This is a genomic window from Actinomyces glycerinitolerans (assembly GCF_900098745.1).
Taxonomy (GTDB): Bacteria; Actinomycetota; Actinomycetes; order Actinomycetales; family Actinomycetaceae; genus Actinomyces; species Actinomyces glycerinitolerans.
Window position 1 is genome coordinate 362,393 of the sequence record NZ_FQTT01000009.1, and the last position, 24,285, is coordinate 386,677.

The window sequence follows — 24,285 nt, forward strand, 5'->3', positions numbered from 1 at the left end:
CTAGGCCATGAGGCCACATATTCCTGGACGGGATGCCGAATTCACCCCGGCCGGCGCGGCGGACGGTGAGCGCGCCGCGTCTGCGCGCGGCAAGCTGCTGACCTGGCCGGTCCTCGCCTGGGGGTTGTGGGACTGGGGCTCGGCGGCCTTCAACGCGGTGATCACCACCTTCGTCTTCTCGGTATACCTCACCAGCTCAGCGTTTGGTGATCCCGCCGCCAACGAGTCGGCCCTCTCGGTGGGTCTGGCCATCGCGGGGGCGTGTATCGCCCTGCTCGCGCCCGTCACCGGGCAGCGCGCCGATCGTTCCGGCAGCACCGTGTTTTGGCTGGGGGCGTACACGGCGATCGTGGTCGCCGTCAGCGCGGCCATGTACTTCGTGCTGCCCGAGCCCGGCTATCTGTGGCTGGGCATCACGCTGCTCGGGGTCGGCAACGTGTTCTTCGAGCTGGCCTCCGTCAATTACAACGGGCTGCTGTCCCGCCTGGCAACCCAGGACCGGGTGGGCGCCGTCTCCGGGCTCGGCTGGGGCATGGGGTACCTCGGCGGCATTGTGCTGCTGCTGATCCTGTACGTCGGTTTCATCAACCCGGAGGTCGGCTGGTTCGGGGTGACGGACGAGAACCGCATGGATATCCGTGTTTCCATGCTGGTGTCCGCCGGCTGGTTCGGTCTGTGCGCGATCCCCGTGCTGGTCACCCAGTCCGGCAAGCACGCCTGGCGGCGGTGGGCCGCGATCGAGGCCGCCGCCGGTGGGGACGAGCGCGCCCTGGCCGGGTTGGAGAGCGAGCCCGTGGATCCGGTTGAGGCGCCGGCGCGGATCATGCGCCACGAGCCCCTGGCCGCCTCCTACAAGCACCTGTGGCGCACGCTCGTGGGACTGTATCGCACCCATCCAGAGGTGCTGTGGTTCCTGCTGGCGGCGGCGGTATTCCGCGACGGGCTGGCCGGGGTGTTCACCTACGGCGGGATCATCGCCCAGAACACCTTCGGCTTCACCTCCGGCGAGGTGATCGTCTTCGCCGTTGCCGCCAATGTTGTCGCCGGCGTCGCCACCATTGCCGCCGGGCGGCTGGACGACCTGCTCGGCCCCCGTCGAGTCATCCTGGGCGCGCTGACGGTGCTGGTAGCGGCCGGCCTACTCGTGTTCGTCCTGCACACGGCGGGCGCACGGGTCTTCTGGATACTGGGCCTGGTGCTGTCCGGCTGTGTGGGGCCCGCCCAGTCCGCGGCCCGCTCCTATCTGGCCCGGCTGGCACCGCAGGGGCGTGAGGGCGAGATCTTCGGCCTGTACGCCACGACCGGGCGGGCCGTGTCATTCATGGCGCCCATGATGTATGGCGCATCCATTTGGGTGGGCACGCACGTGGTAGGCGCCGGTGCCGGCTACTGGGGCATTCTCGGGATCGTGACGGTGCTCGCCGTCGGCCTGCTGCTCATGCTGCGGGTCCAGGACCCCGCCGGCCACATCACCGTTGGCGAGTAATGGCGCCGTCCTCGTCTTCGCCGAGATCGGTCAAAGTTACGTGCCGAGATCGGTTGATATTGCTCGCCCGCGGCCGGCCTCAGTCGTCGGAGACGGTGATGGTCACCGGGATGTTGCCGCGAGTGGCATTGGAGTAGGGGCACATCTGGTGGGCGGCCTCTGCCAGCGCCTGCGCCGCATCATGCGGCTGCGCGGGAATGACAACCTCCAACTCGACGGCCAGGCCGAAACCACCCTCGCCGTTGGAGCCGATGGAGACCCGGGCGCCGACGCTGGAGTCACCCAGATCAGCCTTCTGGGACCGGGCGACCGCTTGCAGGGCGGAGTGGAAGCAGGCGGCGTAACCGGCGGCGAACAGCTCCTCCGGGTTGGGCAGGTTCGCACCGGAGCCACCCATCTCCTTCGGCACGGCCAGGTCGGTGTCGATGCGGCCGGTGGTTGAGGTGACGTGGCCGTTGCGGCCGTCACCGGAGGCCAGGGCCTCGATGGTGTAAATGGGGGTGATGGCGTCGGGCATGGTGAGCCTTCCTGTGCGGTGCGCTTACGTGGCGCTGATGTCTTACCGCGTCGGGCTGGGAGTCGACTGGATGCGGACTCGATGCGCATGTTCGACGGGACAGACGGGACAGAGCGTGAGTATCACGGAAGCTATGTCAGCCGCGCAGGTCCGGGAAGTCCTCGGCGGCGTCGGACTCGCCCTCGCGGGCCGCGCGAGCCTTGTACTCGGCGCGCAGGCGGTCCAGGTCCTCCTTGGTCAGCGGGCCCTGCGTGGTGCCGGCGGAACCGTCGTCGCGCGTCCAGGAGACGACCAAGCCATCCTCATAGCCGAAGCGCGCCAGGTGCCGACCGGCGACCTCCTCCAGACGCGCCAGTTCCTGCGCGGAGGCGGACAGCGTCAGTACGAGCGCGCCCTCCTCGCTTGCCAACTCCGCGACGCCGGTCACGACCCCATCGCGGTTGAAGACCAGATGCCCGGTGGAGTCGGCGCCGTTCCACTCGCCGTCGATCTTGCGGCTCATGTGGCTGACGAGGCGGCGACCGTAGTCGGCCGGCCTGTCGGTCGCCACGCGGGCCACCGAGCGGGAGTCGAAGTCGGGAGTGGCATTTGCGTTCGCTGAATCAGTGGTCATGAGACGAGGCTATCCTCGCGTATTGAGGTCCGCCTAGCCTTATCGCCCACGGCAAAGTGCCCGGGTTGGTGGCCCATACTGGGAATACGGCAAGTGCCTCAGGCGGGTCGCCCCATGGGCGCCGCCTGCCGGTTGCTGAGCCCGACGACGACGGTTTCAGTACTTCCGGAATTCCCGGCTCCGGAGGAGGCCCGGGTGGAGCCATCCGGGTCTTCGGCCGTGGCCGAGCGCGAGCACACCAGGGCGATGATGCCGGGCGCCGGCACCAGGTAACCGTCGTCGAGGTAGCGCTGGTCGGCCGCGGAGACCGCGGTGTGGCCCTCAATAGCGTCGCGGTCCAGGTGTACGGCGGTGGCGCCGCCCGGGGCGACGATGTCGAAGCCGACGTCATCCGGCGAAGAAGTGCTTCCGGAGCGCCCGGTCGTGAGCGTGTCGAGGTACCCGCGGCCGGAGGCCCGCTCGGTCAGCGCCTGGACGGTGCCGACCTGCCCGGTAGCGGGATCGAAGACGGCGTCAGTGGAGTCGGCCGAGGAACCGGCTTGGACGCGCAGCGTCCTGGCGGCGTGGTTCTGTACCGGGGCCGCGAGGTCACCCAGGGGTACGACGGATGTGGGCGCGGCGCCGGATAGGGCGTCGAGGTTGACGGCATCCAGGGGATGGGTGGTTGTCTCGGCGGTGTCCTGGCTCTGGTCCGCGAGCTTCTGGTAGACGGTGTCGGGGGCGCGGTAGCGCACGGTCCACCCGTCGACCACGACCGGGCCGCCATGGTGTCCGGCGGGGACGATGCCGTCGACGGTGGTGATGGCGGTGGGGTCATCGTCGGGCGCGAGGGTCAGCTCGCACCATCCCTCCCGGTCGCTCGGGCAGTAGGTGCCCAGGATGAGGGTCGAATGCCCGCCCTGGAAGAACGAGGCGGGCTCCCAGCCGGAGATGGCGCAGCCCCAGTCGTCCTCGCAGACCGGGAGACGTGTCTCCGGCATTGTGGTCAGGAGGGAACCATCCGTCAGCGACAACACGTCGTCGTCGACCATGAGCACGTGGTCGGTGATCTGTAGGCGGTTCTCGGTGCCTGACCAATCAGGATTGGAGTGGTGGTGCATGTGTTCGAAGGCGATGCGCCCGGTGGCGGTGTCGATGCCCACGAGCAGGGTGCGGGTCGGGCCGGCGCCGTAGGCGACGACCAGGTGTGCGCGGTTCGGGCTGAGGGCTGCGTAGCAGGACGCCTCCCGCTGGTCGCCGTCGCAGTCGGCGATCGCAATGGTTGACGCCGCGCGGGTTTGGATCCAATCGGTGTAGCCGCTGTTGGGATCGAGTCCGAGAACGCCGTGGTCGGTGATGACCATGGGGGTGAACGCTCCCGCCACGACGCCTCGGACGGGCTCGGTCTCGTCGAACACCCGCTGCCAAGCGACGTCGTCGTCGATCGTGTCGGGGACCGTCACCGGGCGCACGGCGGTCAGCCACACGGACCGGGCGCGGTCCGGGAAGGACAGGTACGGGACGATGACCGTGGAGGCGGCGATGACCAGCGTGAGAACTGCGGCGGCCAGCGCTGTCGGCGTGGGGCGCAGGCGGCGTCGGAGCGGTCGGGGTGCCGCTGGGTGCCGCTGTCGGGTCAAACGCAGCAGGACGTCGGCGGTGACGGTCAGGGCCAGCCCCGCGGCGGTGATGGTGAGTGGGAACAGCCCCGGATAATCCATGCCGATCTCCCCGGACTGTTGCAGCCACAGTCTGCCGAGGAGGACCGTCACAGCGAATGCCGGCACGATGACCAGGAGCAGCACGAGCAGAGTGACGATCCGGGTGCGGTGATGACGGGGGCGTACGCCGACCAGGTGCGCATAGTACGCCCAGACCAGTAGGGCCACGGGCGTCAGTAGGGCGAGACCGGGGATGAGCACGTCGGCCGCGGCTTCCAGCATGCCGGGGTTGCGTGATGCCTGGATCATGGCCCGGGCTGCGGCCACGACGGCGGTGATCGCTCCGCCGGCGCGCAGACCGCATAGGACCTCGAAGGTGCTCCGGGGCTCGGCGGCGGCTTCACGCATGGACGACGGCGGAGGGGGCGGGAACTCCGGGGCGGGGCGGGTGCCGTAATCGGCGGATCGAGCGCCTGAGGACGGTGCTGCGTCGTGGGAGGTGGAGCCGTGGGAGGGACACATGATCCAAGGATGGCAGCTGACGGCGGACTAGGGGGCGCGGTGCGCGATTCACGACCTTGGGGTGTGTTTCACGACCCCGGGGTGGTCGTGGAACGTACCCCAAGGTCGTGGAACGTCCCCAAGGTCGTTCAGAGTGCACTCCGGGCGGTCCCGTCCGCAGCTGACCGCGGCGGTTTCCTAGCCGAGGCCGACCACCACGGTTTGGCGGGCGGTGAAATTGTTGGCGCCGTCGTCGTTGTCCTGGAGCACGGCGCGGTCATAGACCAGAGCCACGACGCCGGGCGCGGGCACGAGGTAGCCGTCGTGGTAGTAGGCCAGGGTTCCGTCGGCGGCGGCGATATCGGCCGGATCGGTGATGTCCTCATAGTCCAGATGCAGGGCCACGGAGCCGTCTGGGTTGAGGACATCAAGGCTCTTCCATCCACTTAGGCCTGTTCCGCGGACGTCATTCGGCTGTGTCACGGCGAGGGTGTCGAGGTAGCCGAGGCCCGTGGCCTGCTCGGTCAACTCCTCAATGGGATACACCTGGGCGTCGACGGGATTGAAGACGTCCGATAGCACGGGATGCTGGTACCTCTCACCTACGTTTTCGGTGCCACTGATGCCGAGGGTGCGAGTGGCGCGATTGGCCATGGGACGGCCAGGGTATGCGAGGGGGACCGGCTGCTGGTCCGTGTCGGTGCCCGAGAGAGCATCGAGGCTCACTACCTCAATGGGCAGATCGAGGTTGGCGAGGGCGTCTTCCTTCAAACGACCTTGTTTCTGCTCCCGGTCTAGCTCTTGCCCAGCCACTTCAGGATCGCGATAGCGCACAGTCCAGCCATCGACGACGGTCGGCCCGCGGGTCGCGATTGAGCTGTCAGAGGGGACAATGCCGCTTACATTCATCGTCGCTGCGGGGTCACTATCGGGAGCGAGGATGAGTTCGCACCACGTTTCAAATCCGGAGGCGTCATAGTACCGGCATGTCGCTCCGAGGATGAGGGTTGAGTGTCCGCCCTGGAAGAATGGGGAGAACACCCACTCGGAATCCAGGTCGTAGTTCGAACAGCTCGAGTCGCCCGGGCAGTCGGGCAGGTCGGTTCTGGGCAGGCTCCCCATGTGGCTGCCATCGGTGATGGACAGGATCTCCTGATCGATTACGAGCACGTTGTCGGTCACCTGTACGTTCGGTCCCCGATCCCACGAGAACCGGTTGTCCCCAACAAAGTGATACATGTGTTCGAAGCGCACTTCACCCGTCATTGTGTCCAGCGCGACGAGCAGTGCGTTTGACGGTCCGGCGTCGTAACGGACGATGAGGGTGCTGCGGTCGGGGGTCAGGACCGCGTGACATGCCGCCTGCTCCGCACCCTGGCAGGATGTGTCGTACATACGGTTAAACACCGAGGTGTGTGCGGGGCGGGTGTAGGACCAGGTGGTTTCGCCGGTGTGGGGGTCCAGGCCCTGGGCGCCGTGGTTGGTGATGGCGATGGGGCCTGCTGTTCCGGAGATGATGCCGCGGACGTCAGTTTCGTCGCCGTTAAAGACGTGCTGCCAAAGGACATGGTTGCCGAGTATCTCGGGGATTGGCTCGGCTTCGGTGGCGGTGACTTGCGTGGATCGGGGTTGGAAGGTGTTGGCGGGCAGGGCGAGTGCGGCGGTGGCGACGGCGATGGTGAGGACGGCGACCGCCGTCGTGGTTCGGGTGGGGCGGCGGCGTAGGAGCTGTTTGGAAGGTGTACGACTGCCGCGTTCCAGGTGCAGCAGGAGGCCGGCGGTGACTGTGACGCCGATCCCGGCGGAGACGACGGCGAGTTGGGAGAGCACTGGGTAGGGCAGACCAATGGCCTGGGAGCGCTGCCACCAGTACCTGCCGAGCAGAACTACAGCGATGGTTGAGGGAATCAGTACAAGCAGCGCGGCGAGCAGGAGCGTACGTCGGGGGCGGGGACTGTCTGCCGGTTCGACTATGCAGGCGTAAAAGGCCCAGACCGTCGCAGCTGCGAGGAGCAGGATGAAGGAGAGCGAGAGCGGATCCAAGCCGCTGCCGTGTGGGCCTAACATGCCCGGGTTCCGCCAGGCCTGCCACCAGGCCCAGGCTCCTGCCATGGCGGTGGCCAGTAGTCCGCCGGCGCGCAGGCCGCGCAGGATGCTGTCGCGCCGGGTTTGGTTCCGGACCCGGTTCCGTCGCGGGGACTGCGATTCGGGCGTGGGCTGGGAGAGCGGGGCGTCGTCGTTGGCCATGGCAAGAGGGTGGCAGGCGGCCCCGCGTCCGGCCATGGGGCGGGCTGCCCACTGAGCGCGCCGTCCCTTGGCGGTATCCGCCTCTATGCCAGACCGCAGACGACGATCTGTTCCTTGGTTGGGTGCTTGGCGCTGTCCACGGCGAGGCGCTCATAGACGAGTGCCACGGTTCCGGGCGCTGGCACGAGGTATCCGTTGCTGACAAGCGGGGTGTCGTTCGCAGTGGCGAAGTCTTCCGGGGAAGCGATCTGGCTGAGGCTCAGATGCAGTACCACCTTTTCGTTCAGGTCGAGGACGTCCAGGCCCGAGTAGTCAACGCTCTTCTCCACGACCAGGGTGTCGAGGTAGCCGCGGCCCGTGGCCTGCTCGGTCAGATCCCCGGCGGAGTGCACCTGCTCCGTCATGGGATCGAATACGGCCGAAAGGGCCGGGCGGTAAAAGCGGTAGGCGTACGCTTCCGGATCGCGGATGCCGAGCGTGCTTGCAGCGTTGGGGGGAATAGGGCGGTCCGAGTCTCCCAGCGTTACCGGCTGTGCATCGGCATCGACGCCGGAAAGGGCATCGAGGTTGACTGCTTCAATAGAGTATCCGAGCGAGTCGGTTCCGAATCGAGTGCCAAGACTCTCATGGACGGCTGCGGGATCGCTGTAGCGCACGGTCCAACCATCGGCAATGGCGATCCCGGTGTAATCCCAGTCCTCAAATACAGGAACGATGCCTTCCACAGTCCTGGTCGCTTCGGGGTCGGTGTCCGGGGCCACGGTTATCTCGCACCACGTGGCATATTCGGAACCAATGCCGAGGTCTGAGCAGTTGACTCCAAGAATGAGGGTCGAGTGCCCACCCTGAAGGAAGGGCGAATAGACTCGGGGCGCCTCAGGATCTGAACTGTGCACGTATTTTGGCCACTGTGCCTCACTCTGATCGCTGCCGGTGTCATGGTCCGGTAGCTCGGCCACGACGCTCCCGTCCGTCAAAGACAGAAGCTCGGTGCCCGCCGTGACGATGTGATCGGTGATCTGGATTGGAACCTCTCTGTCCCGCCAATCCGTGACGGTGCGCTCAAAGGCGACTTCGCCGGTGGTCGTGTTCAACGAGACGAACAGGTCTCCGCCGGCGCCGGCGTAGACGATTACCAGGTGGGTGCGGTCCGGCGACAGCGCCGCGTGGCAGTGCGCCTGCTCTTCTTCGTCGCAGGGCGCACTATTGAAGGCGAGAAGTGTGGTTTGAGCTTCGCGGTGGTAAGACCATGTGGTTTCGCCGGTGCTGGGGTCAAGGCCCTGGGCGCCGTGTTCGGTGATGACAATTGGCCCGACCGAACCCGGGATGACACCATGGACCCGGCCCTCGTCTTGACGGTCGAAAACGCGTTGCCAAGCGAAATGGTTGCCGAGTGTTTCGGGTACGGGCTGTCCGTCTGTGACGGGGACTTGGACTGATTGCGACACGTATACTTGGGACGGTGCCATCAGGGCTATGACCGCTATGCCGACAGTGAGGCTCATGGTGATTGTCGATGTCCGGCCTGTGTGCGGGAGCCTCAGCATGTGACGCCGTTCCTTGTAGGTTCCAGCAGTGGTTGCGTGCAGAAGAACTCCGGCCACCGCGCCGACTCCTAGTCCGGCGACGGCGACGGCGTATTGCCATAGCACCGGATAGGGAAGCCCGATATCTTGCGACTGCTGCCACCACGATCTGCCGAGCAGGTAGGTGCCGGTGCTGGGCAGTGCTCCCAGCAGAATCGTTATGACTGCAATGGTTGTGTGCCTCCCGCGAGGACTCGTGCGAAGATCTTCCGTCATAGAAACGGCCGCTGCCCAGAAGATCGGGGCGAGAATAGCCAGGATCAGGATGAGGGATATGTCATTGACAGACATCAGCCCGATCAACGACCAGCATGCGGCGACGACAAGCAGCATGCCCAACAACAGTACAGCCAGGATGCTGCGTCCGGGGAATAACCTTCGCTTGCGTTCTGGGAGCATACTCGTCGCTATCCAAATGGCTGAGGCGAGAAGAATTAGGACCGGGATGAGTCTGGCGTCCGGACGCAGCCATTCCGGGAGTTCCGTGTCGACGGTGATTCCACGGCGCGCCCAGGCGCCGGCAATCCCTGCCATGGCGGTGGCCAGTAGTCCGCCGGTGCGCAGGCCGCGCAGGATGCTGTCGCGCCGGGTTTGGTTCCGGATCCGGTTCCGTCGTAGGGGCCGCGAGCCGGGCGTGGGCTGGGAGGGCGGGGCGTCGTCGTCGGTGGCCATGAGACGAGGGTGACAGAAGGCCCCGCGTCCGGCCATGGGGCGGGCTGCCCGCGCCAACCGAGTCAGCGCAGCGCGGTAATTATGAGTTCGTAGGAGGCGTCCCCGGTGCTCTCTACGATCGCGTGTTGATCGACGACGGCGGTCACGCCGGGAGCCCGGAGGATGTAGCCGACCCCGGAGGTCGGGAGCCAATTGGCGGCGGCGGGGTAGTCGTTCAGGTGCAGGACGACCTCACCATCCGGGCGCATCACGCTTACGCCTTCGCCTTTTGACCTGTGTACCTGGAGCGTCTCCAACCAGGCGGCTCCGGACGTCTGCCCCGCAAGCTCGGCAGCGGTATACACCCCGTCTGCGGAAGGGACGATGAAGGCCTCAACCGCCGTGTCAGGTGCCGCGTCCCCGGCCGACCGCTCCGCCTTTTCGGGCCCGCCCTCGGCTGTGAGCACCCGGTACGGATGCCGGATGCGGTAGGAATGGACCGCACCGACACCGTCCAGCGGCACCGTCTCCGCGGGCTCGGAACCGGAGACAGAGTCCAGATTCACGGCCTCAAGGGGGAGGCCGCGCCCGGCCGCCCCCTCACTGGCGTCGACGTCCTCTCGAGAGCTTTGGGACAGCTCCGCGTAGGCGGCATCGGGGTCGGCATAACGCACGACCCACCCCTCGATGACCTCCGGGCCGCCGCTCTCTGCGGGGACAACACCGGCGACGGTCTGGATGGCAGTGAGATCGTCATCCGGGGCGATCCGCGCCTCGCACCAGGTCGAGTTCTTGTCGTAGTCGTGGTCCGGCCGCCAGCAGGTCAGATCGAGGATGAGCGTCGCATGACCGCCGCGTGAAGGCCCCTCCAACCTCTCGCACAGCTCCACGTCGTCGCGGGGACAGTCATTGGTGAAGCCGACGTCGGGAAGCGCTCTTCCGGGAACTGTGGCAAGTCGGCTCCCGTCCTCGAGTGACACCACCTCCTCTCCCACCATGAGCACCCGGTCGGTGACGTGGACGTCAACGTGTCTCCCAGCACTGGTGCGGCTGTCCTCGCCACCGCGGTATGCATACATGTGCTCGAAGGCGACCTCGCCGGTGGTGGTGTCGAGCACGACCAGCAGAACTCCGAGCGGGCCGGCGTCGTAGCCCAAGACAAGTCTGCTTCTATCCGGGGTGAGCACCGCGTAGCACGAGGCGTCGGTATGCGGCTCGGGCACCCCATCACGTTCGCAGGGATTTCCGATTCTGCGGAGTGAGGCGGGGCGGGTATAAGACCAGGTCTGCTCGCCGGTCGCGGGGTCCACGCCCGCGGCGCCATGAGCGGTAACGATGACGGGGCCTGCCGCTCCGGCGGTAACCCCGGTTACGGCGTCGCGGTCGTCGTAGCGGATGACCCGCTGCCAGGCGACCTCCTCACCGAGGGTATCGGGCCTGAGGGCGACGGCGGCGGGCGGCACCCGCACGGACTCCGGTGCGTACATCCTCTGCGGGATGGCCAGCGCTGCGGCGCCGATGGCGAGCGTGAGGACGGTGGCGAGGAACGCCGGTCGGCTGAGGCGCCCGCGGCGCCGGGCACCGTCACCGCGGGCGGGCGCGGAGCCGCTATCCGACGCCGAAGATGACGACTTCGGACTCATCGGTCTTCCCGTCCTCTGTGGTAGTGCGGTGATGCTCTACAGCGACGATCACACCGGGTGCCGGAACCAGGTAGGCGTCGGTGTGCTCGATGCGAGCGTCGTATTCGGTCAGGTGCAGGGCAACGGAGCCGTCGGGGCGAGTGATGTCCAGGTCGCTGCCAGATCTGGTGACGGTCAGCGCATCCAGATAAATCGCCCCGGTTCCCTGCTCTAGCGCCTGGTCGACGCCCTGTACCTGCCGCGTGGCCGGGTCGAAGACCACCGCGTCGCCGGGTTTCCCGTCCGCGCCTGCCACGGCCAGAGTGCGGGCGCCGTAGTCACGCACGGTCTGCCCCGAGGTGCCCAGCGGCACCGGTGCGGCGTCGTTGGTGCTCACGAGGGCGTCCAGGCTCATGGCCTCCAGAGGAAGGGAGAGCGGGTCCGCGTCCTCATCGCGCATGGAGGCGTAGGCGGCGTCGGCGTCGCTATAGCGGATGGCCCAACCGTCGAGTACGGGCGGTGTCAGAACGGGATAGACGTCGTCAAGGTTATCCCCGGCGACATTGCTCTGCCCCTCGGCGTCGCCCGTGCTCCGGTCGATGGGTACGAAGCCGCCGACTTGTCGCGATACCGTGGGGTCGTCATCGGGCGCCAGGGTCAACTCGCACCAACTGGTCGCGGTTTGGCCGGGGCTCCAGCAGGTCGAGTCCAGAATGAGGGTGGAGTGCCCGCCCTGGGAGCCGGGCCAAAAGCTCTCGCAGGAGCCGACGTCGGTGCGCAGGCATTGCCGGTCGCCGTCGACGACGGCCGGGTCCGGGGGCAGGGTGGCCAGGACGGAGCCGTCTTCGAGCGAGATCACTTCCCGCTCGGCCATGACCACATGATCGGTGACCTGGATATGCAGGTCAACGGCCCGCTCGCTGACGATCGCGTAGCCGGTCACCTCATGGTCGAACAGCACCTCTCCGGTGCCGGTGTTGAGCCCGACCAGCCGGGTGGCGAAGTTGCTGGTGCTCGAGCTCAGCCCGAGAACCAGGCGGGTGCCGTCCGGACTCAGTACCGCCTGGCCGTGGGCCCGTTCGGCAGAGACGACGCCGTATCCGGTTACCGGCATGGTGCCTTCGGGATCGCGGTAGGACCAGGTGGTCTCACCGGTTTCGGGATCGAGGCCCATCGCGCCGTGGCCGGTGACGACAATGGGTCCAGAGGCCCCGGCCAGCACGCCCTCGACGTGGTAGATCTCGGCGTCGTCATCGTCAATGACGCGTTGCCAGCGCACCTGTTGCCCCAGGGCCTCCGGGATGTCTGCGGCCATGCCTGCGGGGGCGGTGGTGGAGACGGCCGCCGTCGTGGGGGTAGGGGAGGCCGTCGACGGCGTGGACGTCGGGACCGAGTCGGTGCAGCCCGCCAGCATGGGCGATACCAGGCCGATGGCGACGGCGGTAGTCAGAGCTGCTTCACGGATCGCCCGTGCCGGGCGAGGCGGGCGGAGGCGTGTGTCGTCGGCGGGGGAGGTGCGCATGTTCCCAGGGTGGCAGGAGGCGCCGCACCCGGCCATGGGGCGCACTGCCCGTGGGCGGGCTGGGGGCGAGGAGAATGGGCCGGTCAACCACAAAAACCGACAATGACTGTAGTCGTGCGGTCGAGGTCGCCGTTCACGGTGTAGGTGTATTGCCGGGCCACTACGGCGATAACGCCGGGTGCCTGTAAGAGATTGGTGTCGAGGTCATCGCCAGGTAGGGCGCTGCGATTCAGGTCCAGGTTCCTGAGGAGCAGGGCGATGGAGTCGTCGGTGCGGATGACATTGGTGCTTGCGCCGTTGCTGCTAAAGCGCAGGGAGTCGAGGTAGGTGTAGCCGGAGGTCTGCTCGGCCAGTTCGTCATAGGTGTAGATGTGACCGCTGGTGGTGTCGAACACGGATCTGGAACCGGTTTCGTCAGGGTTTGCCTGGGCTTGAAATAGGGTGATGGTGCGGGGATGCATCCAGTAGTCGTCGATGGGGCCGTTGAACTCACCCAAAGGTATGGACGGTGCGGATTCGGTGCCGCTGAGAGCGTCAATGCTGACGGCCTCCAGGGGGAAGTTCAGTTTCTCGGTCTGTTCCCTTGAGGTCTGCTCGGACAGAGTTGCGTAGGCTGCCTCGGGGTCGGCGTAGCGCACGGTCCAACCGTCCGCGAAGACTAGGCGCGGCCATGCAGCAGACTTGGGTACGACGGCGTCTACCGTGATGATGCCCGTGGGGTCGTCGTCCGGTGCGATGGCCACCTCGCACCAAACGCTTTGGTCGTTCTCCTCATAGACATAGTTCGGGTTCCAGCAGGTTGATCCAAGAACCAGGGTGGAGTGGCCGCCGTGCTCCGGGGGAAACAGTTGCCTGCAAGACTGCACATCGTCACGGGGACAGTCCTCACTGCCGTAGCGCGCGTCATAGTCGTCGGACAGCGTCGCCTGGAGGGAGCCGTCCGTCAGCGAGAGGATCTCCTGCCCCACCCAGAGCACGTTATCGGTGACCTGGATGCTGGGCCCCTCGCGTCTGTCGAATTCAGTCCCCCGGTTCTTGCCCCTCCAGGTGCGGTCGCTGTAATAGTGCTCGAAGGCGACCTCGCCGTTGGCGGTGTTGAGCACGACGAGCGGCGTTCCGAGCCTGCCGGCGTCGTAGCCCAGCACGAGGTGGTTCCGGTCCGGGGACAGAACGCCGTAGCACCAGATGCTGGCCTCCCAACACCCCGCGCCGAAGTGCACGGTCTTGGCGGGGCGGGTGTAGGACCAGGTGGTTTCGCCCGTGTGGGGGTCGAGTCCCATGGCGCCGTGATCGGTGACGAGAATCGGTCCTGCCGCGCCGGCAACGACACCCTCCACGCGAGTGTCCTCGTAGTCCAAAGTCAACTGCCAGGCGGCGGTGTCGCTGAGGGACTCGGGTATTGCTGGTGCAGGGGCGGCGGCAACCTGTACGGACTCGGCGGCATACAGGCGGGCGGGTGCGGCCAGCACCGTTCCACCGATGGTGAGGGTGAAGATGACAGTCAGCACCAGTGGCAGCGTGGGACGGGGGAGATGGAGCCGTCGAGTGCGCGGCCTGGTCCGATATGCGTTGCGCCCCCCGGATGAGAATGTCGCTGATAGCGACGATGCCCAGAGCGGCCGCGGCGACGGCGAACTGCGCCAGTGCAGGGTAGCTCATCTGGATGTCCTGCGACTCGCGCCACCACAGGCGGCCGAACACGACAGCTCCCGCCAAGGCCGCAGCCGCCACCAGAAGCAGTATGAGTGTCGTCTGTAGGCGGCCAGGGCGTTCGTGTCGCGCCAAAAGCGCGAAGTAGCCCCAGAACAGCACGGGCATGAGCGACCCGATGGCGACCCACGAAATGGCATCCAGATCCTCACCGGATAGTCGGAATGTACCGTTGTAGTGTGCGGTCTGCCACCAGGCCCAGGCTGCTGCGGTCAGGGCGGTGAGTAGTCCGCCGGCGCGCAGGCCGCGGAGTACTTCCGTACCGCGGCGCCGGGGTGCGGCGGTTGGGGCGGAGGCGGCAACGTCGTCGCGGGAGGGAGTGCGCATGTTCCCAGGGTGGCAGGAGATACCGCACCCGGCCATGGGGCGGACTGCCCGTTGGCGGGCCCGGACGCGGCTTTTGCCCGGTCAGCCGACGCCGTAAATCACCGTTTCGTAACCGATGGGTGTGGGGTCGTAGTTGCCTCGCTGGTGGATCTGGCGCGTGTCAACGACCACGACCGCCCCGGGTGCTTGCACCAGGTAAGGGGAGAATCTGGTCTGGTACTCGAGGTTCGGCTGCGGGTCGGGGTAGTTCACGTGCATGGCGATGGTGCCGTCGGTTCCAACCAGGTCGGTGCCGTCATCCGTCCGTGATTCGGAGGGGCGCAGAGAATCGAGATAGCCGGGGCCAACGAACGGAGCGTCCGCGTCGGCGTAAACCTGCTTGGTAACGGGGTCGAAGTGCGTGCGAGCCGTCAGCTTGTATGGTTCGGGGGTGCCTAGGATGGTGAGGGTGTGGGCAGTCTCATTGCGTTCGGGGCGGTTGAGGTCGCCGAGGGCAACCGGTTCCGCGTCAGTGAATCCGGCCATCGCATCCAGGCTGACGGCTTCAAGTGGGAAGCTGAGGGAATCCGGGTCTTCCGACTGGTTGGACCGGATCAACTCCTCGTAAGCGGCGTCGGGGTCGGCGTAGCGCACCGTCCACCCGCCCACCACCGGGCCGACATCCGAGTCCGCTTCGTCAGAGGGAACAACGGCGCGGACCGTGGTCACCGCCGTTAGGTCGCTGTCCGGCGCTACGCCCATCTCGCACCAGGTGTAATCGACATCGTTAAAGTCGTTGTCCGGATAATCGTCGCGGCCCCAGCAGACGGTCTTCAATACAAGGGTAGAGTGCCCGGCGCTCGCAGGCGGACGACGGCGCCGGCAGCCGACCGAGTCGTCAGCTGGACACTTCGGGACATCGCCGCGTAGAGCCTGCGCATCCGGCATAGTGTCAAGCAGACTGCCGTCGGTCAGCGACAGCACCTCCTGCTCGACCACGAGCACGTGATCGGTTACCTGTACAACTGGGTGGTTGTATTCCCAAAGCTCGTCTATGTCTTCATCGCGGTCGAACTTGCTCTTGTAGGTGTGCTCGAAGACGACCTCTCCGTTGGTGGTGTTGAGGACGACGAACACTATTTCCAGTGGATAGTGACCGTAGCCGATGACCAGGTGGGTCCCGTCGGGGCTCAAAACCGTGTCGCAGTGCGCCTGTGTGCTCGGGGAGCAGTCGTGGGCGATCTCGTGGAGCCTGGCGGGGCGGCTGTAGGACCAGGTGGTCTCTCCGGTGCTGGAATCCAGCCCCATGGCGCCGTGGTCGGTGATGAGGATGGGGCCGACCGCGCCTGCGATCACGCCCGCGATGTCATCGTCGTAGTCGTGATCGATTACCCGTTGCCAGCGCACCCCGTCTGACAAGGTTTCGGGGATCGGTTCTGGTTCGGCTGCGGTGACCTGTACCGACGTAGCTACGAATACTGCCGAGGGTACGGACAGTGCGACGGCGGCGGCGGCGAGGGTCGCCGCCGCGGCGCGGGTAGGCGCGCCGGTCATGCGGGGACTGCGTGCGGTCCGGGTCGGTGTTTTGGCGGTCTTGGCGGCGCGCGACATGGCGCGACGCAGACCTATGTCTGAGCCGGCGGCGATTCCGATTCCTGCTGCGGTGACGGCGAGTTGGGCAAGTACGGGGTAGGTCGCCTGGATGCGCTGCGACTCGTGCCACCACAGCCGGGCGAATAAGAACGAGGCCGCAATTGCGGGTGATGCGGCCAGTAGCGAGGGTATCGCCGGCCGGGTCCGCTTCGGTGGCGGTCCTGGGGTATCGAAGAAGAGCAGTAACCAGACAAGGCACGTGCTTGCAAGCACGATGAAAGCGAACCACAGGATGTCGTTTAGATAGCTATCGTGCAGCCGGAATGCGCCGTTGGGGAGGGGCGGGTGCGGCGGGGGCGTCGTCATCGGCAGGGGAAGCAGGCATGACTCTAGGGTGACAGATGGCACCACGCCTGGTCGTGGGACGGACTACCCATGGCCAGGCGTGGCAAGCCTTGCTGGGTCAGCCGACGCCGTAAATCACCGTTTCGTAGCCCGTGGGGGCGGGGTCATTCGTGTCTGTGCGCCAGATGCTGCAGTGGTCGACGATCGCAACTGTTCCGGGCGCCTGTACGAGGTACGGAGGGTACTCGGACTCGTAGTCGAGAATCTCCTGCTGATTGGGGTAGTCCACGTGCATGGCGATGGTGTCATCGGGGTGAAGCAGATCGATACTGTCGTTCGTCCGTGACTTGGTGGGGCGCAGGGAGTCGAGATAGCCAGGACCAGAGGGGTGGGCGTCGATGTCGTCGCGGGTGAAGGCCTGCCGAGTGACAGGGTCGAACCAGGTCTGGACCGTGGCCGTCTCATTCGGCCCCGCGGCGCCCAGGAGGGCAAGGGTGTGTGCGCCCTCGTAGTGTTCGGGGCGGTTCAGGCTACCGAGGGCGACGGGCTCGGCATCATCGACTCCGGCTAGGGCGTCCAGGCTAACGGCCTCCAGAGGGAAACTGAGAGAGGTCGCCTCCTCCATCAGGTTGTGCCGACTCAGTTCCTCATAGGCGGCGTCCGGGTCGGCGTAGCGCACGGTCCACCCGTCCACGACTACAGAGTCGGATTCCCAGCGGTCAGGGTCTGGCGGGACGATTCCGCTGGCCGTGCTCACTGCCGAGGGGTCGCTGTCCGGCGCCACTTCCATTTCGCACCAGGGATAATCGACATAATTCTCTGGATCATTGTCCGGGCTCCAGCAGGTGATTCCCAGGATGAGGGTCGAGTGGCCGGCACGGGACGGGGGCAGATATCCCCCACACCGGGGAGAATCGTCACGGGGGCATTCGGAGCGGTTGCCTAGGTTGAGCTTCGGTGCACGTTCGTCTGGCAGCGTTCTCAGCAGACTGCCGTCGGTCAGAGACAGTACCTCCTGCTCGACCACGAGCACGTGATCGGTGACTTGCACGCTGGGGTACCAATAGATCCAGGGCCTACCGCGGTTCTCTTCAAGTTTGGAGAGATCCCTGTACACGTGCTCGAAGACGACCTCTCCGGTAAAGGTATTGAGTACAACGAATTCCGTTTCCAAAGGGTGGTACCCGTAACCCATGATCAGCCGGGTGCGATCCGGGGTCAATACCGCGGTGCAGTATGCCTGCTCGCGTGTGTTGCAATCGCGGCCTATGGAATCTAGGTCGGCGGGGCGGGTGTAGGACCAGGTGGTCTCGCCGGTGTCGGGGGCCAGCCCCATGGCGCCGTGCTTGGTGACGACGATGGGCCCCGCTGCTCCGGCGATCACGCCCTTGATGTCATCGTCGCGGTCGTACTCAATGACTCGTTCCCAGCGCACCTCATCGGTCAAGGTTTCGGGGATCGGCGCCGGTTCGGTTGCGGCGACCTGTACCGATGTGGGGGCGTACATCAGTGAGGGGATGGTCAACGCGATGACGGCCGCGGCGAGCGGCGCCGCAGCGGCGCCGGTCGCGATAGTCGTCGTGTGTGGGTGTTGCTCGGCGCGTGCCGGCGCTTTAGGGGTGTGCGGTCCGGTACGACGCAGTTGCAGGTCGGAGCCGGCGGCGACCGCGAGTCCGGCGGCCGCGACGGCGAGTTGCGCGAGTACCGGGTAGCTCATCTGGATGTCCTGCGACTCGCGCCACCATGTCCAGCAGAATAGGAGCGAAGCGGCGGCGAACAATACTGCGGGTACGAGCGCGCGTACCAGTGCACGACGCCGTTTTGTCTGCGATGTCGCGGGAGCAAGCAGTAACCAGACGCAACATGCGGCCGCCACCAGGATAAGGCCGCCACCGAGAGCGAGGTTTCGGACGTCCTCGGAGAGTTGGAATGTGCCGTTGTAGTGTGCGGTCTGCCACCAGGCCCAGGCTGCTGCGGTCAGGGCGGTGAGTAGTCCGCCGGCGCGCAGGCCGCGGAGTATTTCGGTGCTGCGGCGTCGGGGTGGGGTGGCTGTGGCGGCGACGTCGTCGCGGGAGGGAGTGCGCATGTTCCCAGGGTGGCAGGAGGTACCGCACCCGGCCATGGGGCGGACTGCCCGTTGGCGGGCTCGGACGCGGCTGTAGCCCGGTTAGCCGACGCCGTAGATGACGAGTTCGTGTCTATAGCCGTCGCCACTGCTGTCCCGGGCGCTGTGGAGGTCCACGACGGTGATAACTCCGGGGGCCTGGACGATGTATGGGGCGTCATTGCTCGTGTAATACGGCTCCTGGGCGGGGTCTTCGGAGTAGTAGTCCAGGTGCAGGGCGAGGCTGCCGTCGCTGCGCACCAGGTCTATTCCTTCCTGGGCCTGTGGTGCGGTGAGCCGCAGGTCGTCGAGGTATCCGGGCCCGGTGGGATCGGAGTCGGCGTCGTCGACGTGGTAAACCGTGCGGGTGACTGGGTCGAAGCGTGCCTGTACGGTTGCCTCCTCCGCCGTGGGGGCGGCTCCGAGTACGGCGAGGGTGCGGGTGCTGCGGTTGTATTCGGGGCGGTTCAGGCTGCCGAGGGCAACGGGCTCGGCATCATCGACTCCGGCAAGGGTGTCTAGGCTGACGGCTTCGAGGGGGAAGCTGAGAGTGTCCACTTCCTTGGGATCCTGGTGTCGGCTTAGTTCGGTGTAGGCGGCGTCTGGGTCCGCGTAGCGCACGGTCCAGCCGCCGACGTATTCCGGTGCGTCCCGGGACGTCGGGACTACGGCGTCGGCCAGGGTGAGCGCGGTCGGATCGTCGTCCGGTGCGGTGATCAACTCGCACCAGCGGTTGCGGTCGTCCTTCGGTTCTATGTTCTCGGGGTGGCTGGGGTTTCCGCAGATGGTGCCGTAAACCAGGGTGGAGTGCCCGCCCTGCGTCGGCCCGGGGTATTTCCAGCAGCGCTTTATGTTTCTATCGCCGCAGTAATGCGGATTCTCGTATTCATAGAATGTGCTGTAGGGAAGAGTTGATTGAATGCTGCCGTCCCTGAGTGATAGGATGTTGCGTCCCGCCCTGAGTACCTGGTCGGTGACCTGGATGTTTGGTCCTAAACGGGCAATGGAATCATAATTGTTGATGTACTCGAAGACGACCTCCCCGGTGGTGGTGTCGAGTACGACCAGCGGTGTGCCAACCCTGCCGGCGTCGTAGCCGAGCACGAGTCGGCTCCGGTCCGGGCTGATGGCCGCGTAGCACCAGGCATTGCCCTCTTTCCAACAGTAGTCGTCCCCGAATGTCACGAGCTTGCCGCCGCGGGTGTAGGACCAGGTGGTCTCCCCGGTGCTCGGGTCGAGGCCCATGGCGCCGTGGTCGGTTATGACGATGGGGCCGGCTGCCCCGGCGATCACACCGCCGATGGGCTGCAGGTCTCCCGCATTAGGAATCTGAATGGCCCGTCGCCAGGTGACGGAATCGCTCAGGGACTCGGGTACCGGCTGGGCCGGGGCGGCGGGTACCTGCACGGACTTGGCCGCGTAGTGCTCGGCGGGCAGGGCTAGAGTCACAGCGCCAACAGCGAGTGTCAGTGCCGTCGCGACGGCGGCCGGCCGGGTGGGGCGGAGTAGACGGATTCGGCGGGAACGGGGCTTTGCGTGGTGGTTGCGTCGGTCGCGGATGAGTATGTCCGCGACCCCTGCGGCGCCGAGGGCGAGTGCTGCGACCGCGAGCTGGGCGAGCGCCGGATAGGACATCTGGATCTCCTGCGACTCGCCCCACCACAGACAAGCGAAAACGGCGCAGTCCAGCGAGCCTACTGCTGCCGTCGTAAACAGTGAAAGGCCCCTGTGAAAGCCGCTGGGGCGTTCTAACCGGGCAACACAGACGAATGATCCCCACAACAGGAATGCAACTACCGGCATGGACCGCGTCAGCGAAAGCGCATTCTCTTCTTCGGGGAACCAGAATACGTGGTAGTAGCGGCCGGCCTGTCGCCATGCCCAGACGCCGGCTATCACTGCGACGGCCAGGGCGCCGAAGCGCAGACCGCGCAGCATCTCTGTGCTGCGACGCTGAGCCGGGGTGACCGGGGCGGAGGCGGGAGAGGCGTCATCATCGACGGGGGAAGCATCCACGATCCCCAGGGTGCCACAAGGCGCCACGGTCCGGCCATGGGGATACCCGCATGAGACGCCGGTGCCCCACACCTTCCTGCCGGAAGCTGTGGGGCGCCGGTGCGGTGCGTCGGGGAGCTCGATTCTGGGCTCCGCCTTAACGGTTTAGCGGTTGTCGAAGTGGGAGTCGAAGGCGGCGTCGGGCAGGTCGTAGACGTGCTCGCGCGCGAACTTCAGGGCCATGGGGGCGCCGTGCAGGCGGTCCATGCCGGAGTCCTCCCATTCGATCGAGATCGGACCGTCGTAGCCGATCTGGTTCAGCGTGCGGAAGTAGCCGTCCAGGTCGGCCTCGCCCAGGCCGGCGGAGACGAAGGTCCAGCCGCGGTGCGGGTCGTCCCAGGGCAGGTGACTGGACAGGCGGCCGTTGCGCCCGTCGAAGTGGGTCTTGGTGTCCTTGCAGTGGACGTGGTAGATGCGGTCGGCGAAGTCGGTGAGGAAGACGGCCGGGTCGATCTGCTGCCAGATCATGTGGGAGGGGTCCCAGTTGATGCCGAAGGCCTCGCGGTTGCCGATGGCGTCCAGGGTCGCCTTGGTAGTCCAGTAGTCGTAGGCGATCTCGCTGGGGTGGACCTCGAGGGCGAACTTGACCCCCTCGGAGTCGAAGACGTCGATAATCGGGTTCCAGCGGCGGGCGAAGTCCTCGTATCCGTCGGCGATGACCTCGGCGCCCACCGGCGGGTACATGGCCACGTACTTCCAGATCTTGGAGCCGGTGAATCCGGTGACGACCTTGGCGCCGAGCTTGGCGGCCACCTTGGCGGTGAGCTTGAGCTCCTCGGCGGCGCGCTCGCGCACGCCCTCCGCCTCGCCGTCGCCCCAGACGCGATCGGACAGCAGGCCACGGTGGCGGAAGTCGATGGGGTCATCGCAGATGCACTGGCCCGTGGAGTGGTTGGAGATGGCGTACACGCTCAGGTTGTGACGGGCCAGGGTGTCCTTCCACTGCTGACAGTAGGAATCGTCCTCGGCGGCGCGGTAGACGTCCAGGTGGTCGCCGGCCACCGGTACCTCCAGGCCATCGAAGCCCCACTGCTCCGCCAGCGTGCACACCTCCTCGAACGGCAGATCCACCCACTGGCCGGTGAACAGATTGATGGGACGCGGCATGACAAAGCTCCTTCGCAGACAAACGGCCGTCCGGAGGCTGATGCGGCGGCATCGCCCGATCCGAGCCCCCCGACAAATGCGAAGCTACCGATGCAGGTTCGGCCGTGGACAGGCCCAGACGCCCGCCTTCTGCGCGCATGGTGCAGAAGGCCTAGAGTGAACGCGCCTTCAGGCGTCGTGCTCGCGCAGCCAGGTCAGTGAGGCCGCGATGCCCTCGAAGATGTCGCCCGCATAGTCGTCGAACTCGACCACGCGCAGCGCCTGCGGCGCCGCACGCAGCGAGGCTTCGATGTCTACCGCGCCACGGCCGGCCGGCTGCTGTTGGGCCGTGTACTGCGCCATGACGGCGGTGATCCCCTCAATGCTTTCAGGAAGTCGCGGGGGAGTGGAGGGCAGGACGCCGTCCTTGACGTGGATTGCCCTGACCCGGTCGCCCAGGCGCCGCAGCAGTGCCGGGGCATCCGCACCGCCGAAGGTTGCCCAGAACGTATCCACCTCCAGGGCCACACCCGGCTCAAGCGCATCGGCGAACACCTCCAGCGCATGCTTGCCGCCGATCAGGGTCGCTGTCTCCCAGGCGTGGTTGTGGTAGCCGAGTGTCATCCCCGCCTGTGCTGCAAGTGCTGCCGCCGTATTCGTCTTCTCCGCCAGGCGGGCGACGTCGTCGGCGGTCCGCCAGCGATCCGGTGGCAGGTACGGGTCGATGAGCAGCCGGGTACCGATCTCCGTGGCCGCGGCCAGGACCTGCTCGGGATCCTCGGCCTCGATGATCGAGGCATGCGCGGTTGGTGCGGTTAGGCCAGCGGCGTCCAGGGCGCGGCGCAGCCGCTCCGCCTGCTCGACGAAGGCGAAGGCCTCGACGCGGGTGTAGCCGATCTCGGCGATGCGGGCGAGGGTGCCCTCCAGGTCTGCGGCGAGGGCGTCGCGGACGGCGTAGAGCTGGACGCTGGGAACTGACATGGCGGGATCCTCCTTGACCGGTCCCGCCATCCTCGCGCGGGGGAGGGCGCCACAGACAGTGCGGGTGCGCGCGGAACTGCACGCCCCGGGCGGAAGGGTTCCTGCAAATCCCTACCTTCGGGTCCTGCAAATCCCTACCTTCGGCTCCTGCAAATCCCTACCTTCAGCTATGCTGCGGGCATGGATACGGCACAGGAAGTGGGTATTGCCTACCTCCCGCGCGCCGTGGATGCGGCGGTCAGCAAAACCCTCGAGTCCGTCGGTGCCATCGTGTTGGAGGGGCCGCGGGGATGCGGAAAGACCATGACCGGCCTACATCACGCCGGATCGTACGTTCTGCTCGACACCCCCGAGGCGCAGGCCGCCGCCGACGTCGACCCGCGCATATTGCTCGAGGGCGAGACGCCACGGCTGCTCGATGAGTGGCAGACCGTCCCGCAGGTCTGGAACCTTGCTCGCCGGGCAGTCGACTTCTCGAATCAACCTGGGCGTTTCATCCTCACCGGTTCGGCCGTGCCTACCGCCGACTCGGTGAGGCACACCGGAGCGAGCCGATTCATCCGCATCCGTCAGCGCACCATGACCTGGGCGGAGAAGGCCGGTGAACTGACAACGCCGGGTATCGGGCTGCAAGACCTCTTTTCCGGCTCGCAGCCGACACCATCAATGCGCACCAGCCCGCTCGCCGATGTAGTCAACAATGTGCTTACTCCGGGCTTCCCGGCCTTGCGCACAGCCGACGCGCAGGTGCGTACCCGTGCGTTGAACGGCTACCTTCAGGACACCGCTACCACGGACCTCGGGAGACTCGCCACGCTGCGCTCTGAGCCCGTCCTCGTAGAACAGATGCTGGTGGCGTTAGCACGATCCACGGCTAGCGAGGTCTCGCAGGCAACGCTGCGCCGAGATATCGCCCGCGTGCTCCCGGCGCCGTCTGAGGCCACCGTCGCGAAACTGCTCGAGTTGCTGCAACGTGTGTTTGTGGTTGAGGCCGTGACGCCGTGGGCGACTGCGCTGCGCTCGAAGGCGAAGCTGCGCCGAAGCAATGCCTACCACCTCGCCGATCCGGCCTTGGCCGCTGCCGCCCTGGGGGCCGACGCTGCGCGCCTGACGCGCGACCTTGAGACGCTCGGCTTCCTGTTCGAGTCCGCCGTTGTCCACGATCTACTCGTTTACGCCGAGGCGGTGGGCGGCCGCGTGCATCGCTACCGTGACTCGAACGGGCATGAGATCGATGCCGTGATTACCATGCCGGACGGTTCGTGGGCCGCGGTGGAGGTCAAGCTCGGGGGAGGTCAGGTTTCCGCCGGGGCAGCGCGGCTTTCGCAGGCGGTGGCGCAGATCGACGCACCGCCGCCGGCGTTCCGGGCCGTCATCACCGGAACCGGATTCACGGCCACGCTGCCCGACGGCACGCTGACCTTCCCGCTGGATGCGCTGCGTCCCTGATCGAATGGCCGTTTGCGCGAACCGGCCGGTCAAGGTATCTCGGAGGCAGTGGTCACGGATGGACACTTCTGGCCGCTGATTCGCTATGGGGCGGTGCCGTCGTAACTCTTGCGACTGCCGCTCTCACTTTCTTGCTGATCGTGCGAAAGCCCGTCTCCGGTGCCTGGCCCGGAAGCGGCGCGGACCGTAGCGTCGTGGGCGTTCGGCGTCGACGGCGTAGGGGCACGTCCGCTCTGGACCGGAGATGACCGGGCTGGCCGGGAGCCGACGC

The 24,285-nt window shown here is 66.5% G+C and carries 15 protein-coding genes; 2 read left to right on the forward strand and 13 right to left on the reverse strand.

Annotated features, from left to right (window positions below; genetic code table 11):
- Positions 1-7: 7 nt before the first annotated feature.
- A complete protein-coding gene (locus ACGLYG10_RS05695; RefSeq protein WP_083565587.1) occupies positions 8-1,486 on the forward strand; it encodes an MFS transporter in 1,479 nt (492 codons plus the stop codon).
- A gap of 79 nt (positions 1,487-1,565) precedes the next feature.
- Here the strand turns inward: ACGLYG10_RS05695 and ACGLYG10_RS05700 are convergent, their stop codons facing one another.
- The 13 genes from ACGLYG10_RS05700 to ACGLYG10_RS05760 form a co-directional block, all read right to left on the reverse strand.
- Complete coding sequence (locus ACGLYG10_RS05700) at positions 1,566-2,003, reverse strand: organic hydroperoxide resistance protein (RefSeq protein ID WP_073328858.1); 438 nt, start codon at positions 2,001-2,003, stop codon at positions 1,566-1,568.
- Positions 2,004-2,139: 136 nt separating this feature from the next.
- Positions 2,140-2,616 (reverse strand): DUF2218 domain-containing protein, encoded by a 477-nt coding sequence (locus ACGLYG10_RS05705; RefSeq protein ID WP_073328861.1) that lies wholly within the window; start codon positions 2,614-2,616, stop codon positions 2,140-2,142.
- A 98-nt stretch (positions 2,617-2,714) separates the two neighbouring features.
- Complete coding sequence (locus ACGLYG10_RS05710) at positions 2,715-4,778, reverse strand: hypothetical protein (RefSeq protein WP_139240853.1); 2,064 nt, start codon at positions 4,776-4,778, stop codon at positions 2,715-2,717.
- Between the two features lie 177 nt (positions 4,779-4,955).
- Positions 4,956-7,004, reverse strand: a complete 2,049-nt coding sequence (locus ACGLYG10_RS05715) for a hypothetical protein (RefSeq protein WP_139240854.1) — start codon at positions 7,002-7,004, stop codon at positions 4,956-4,958.
- A gap of 83 nt (positions 7,005-7,087) precedes the next feature.
- Entirely contained in the window at positions 7,088-9,262 is a 2,175-nt protein-coding gene (locus ACGLYG10_RS05720; RefSeq protein ID WP_073328870.1) for a hypothetical protein, read from the reverse strand.
- Between the two features lie 62 nt (positions 9,263-9,324).
- On the reverse strand, positions 9,325-10,884 hold the full coding sequence (locus tag ACGLYG10_RS05725) for a hypothetical protein (RefSeq protein ID WP_139240855.1): 1,560 nt from the start codon (positions 10,882-10,884) through the stop codon (positions 9,325-9,327).
- Complete coding sequence (locus ACGLYG10_RS05730; protein WP_073328876.1) at positions 10,850-12,385, reverse strand: hypothetical protein; 1,536 nt, start codon at positions 12,383-12,385, stop codon at positions 10,850-10,852. The genes ACGLYG10_RS05725 and ACGLYG10_RS05730 overlap by 35 nt, the downstream gene beginning before the upstream one ends.
- An 83-nt stretch (positions 12,386-12,468) precedes the next feature.
- Positions 12,469-13,893 carry a hypothetical protein gene (locus tag ACGLYG10_RS05735; RefSeq protein WP_073328878.1) on the reverse strand — a complete coding sequence of 475 codons (1,425 nt, stop codon included), beginning with the start codon at positions 13,891-13,893 and terminating at the stop codon, positions 12,469-12,471.
- 610 nt (positions 13,894-14,503) lie between these two features.
- The gene (locus tag ACGLYG10_RS05740; protein ID WP_139240856.1) at positions 14,504-16,267 is read right to left on the reverse strand and encodes a hypothetical protein; all 1,764 of its coding nucleotides are present in this window, start codon (positions 16,265-16,267) and stop codon (positions 14,504-14,506) included.
- A 190-nt stretch (positions 16,268-16,457) separates the two neighbouring features.
- On the reverse strand, positions 16,458-18,425 hold the full coding sequence (locus ACGLYG10_RS05745) for a hypothetical protein (protein WP_139240857.1): 1,968 nt from the start codon (positions 18,423-18,425) through the stop codon (positions 16,458-16,460).
- Positions 18,426-18,506: 81 nt separating this feature from the next.
- Positions 18,507-20,459, reverse strand: a complete 1,953-nt coding sequence (locus ACGLYG10_RS05750) for a hypothetical protein (RefSeq protein WP_139240858.1) — start codon at positions 20,457-20,459, stop codon at positions 18,507-18,509.
- Positions 20,460-20,603: 144 nt separating this feature from the next.
- A complete protein-coding gene (locus ACGLYG10_RS05755; protein WP_073328889.1) occupies positions 20,604-21,605 on the reverse strand; it encodes a sugar phosphate isomerase/epimerase family protein in 1,002 nt (333 codons plus the stop codon).
- Positions 21,606-21,773: 168 nt separating this feature from the next.
- On the reverse strand, positions 21,774-22,565 hold the full coding sequence (locus tag ACGLYG10_RS05760; protein ID WP_073328891.1) for a sugar phosphate isomerase/epimerase family protein: 792 nt from the start codon (positions 22,563-22,565) through the stop codon (positions 21,774-21,776).
- Positions 22,566-22,745: 180 nt separating this feature from the next.
- Here ACGLYG10_RS05760 and ACGLYG10_RS05765 point away from each other — a divergent pair, with 180 nt between their 5' ends.
- Positions 22,746-24,014, forward strand: coding sequence for an ATP-binding protein (locus tag ACGLYG10_RS05765; RefSeq protein WP_073328894.1), 1,269 nt, complete (start codon positions 22,746-22,748; stop codon positions 24,012-24,014).
- Positions 24,015-24,285 lie beyond the last annotated feature (271 nt).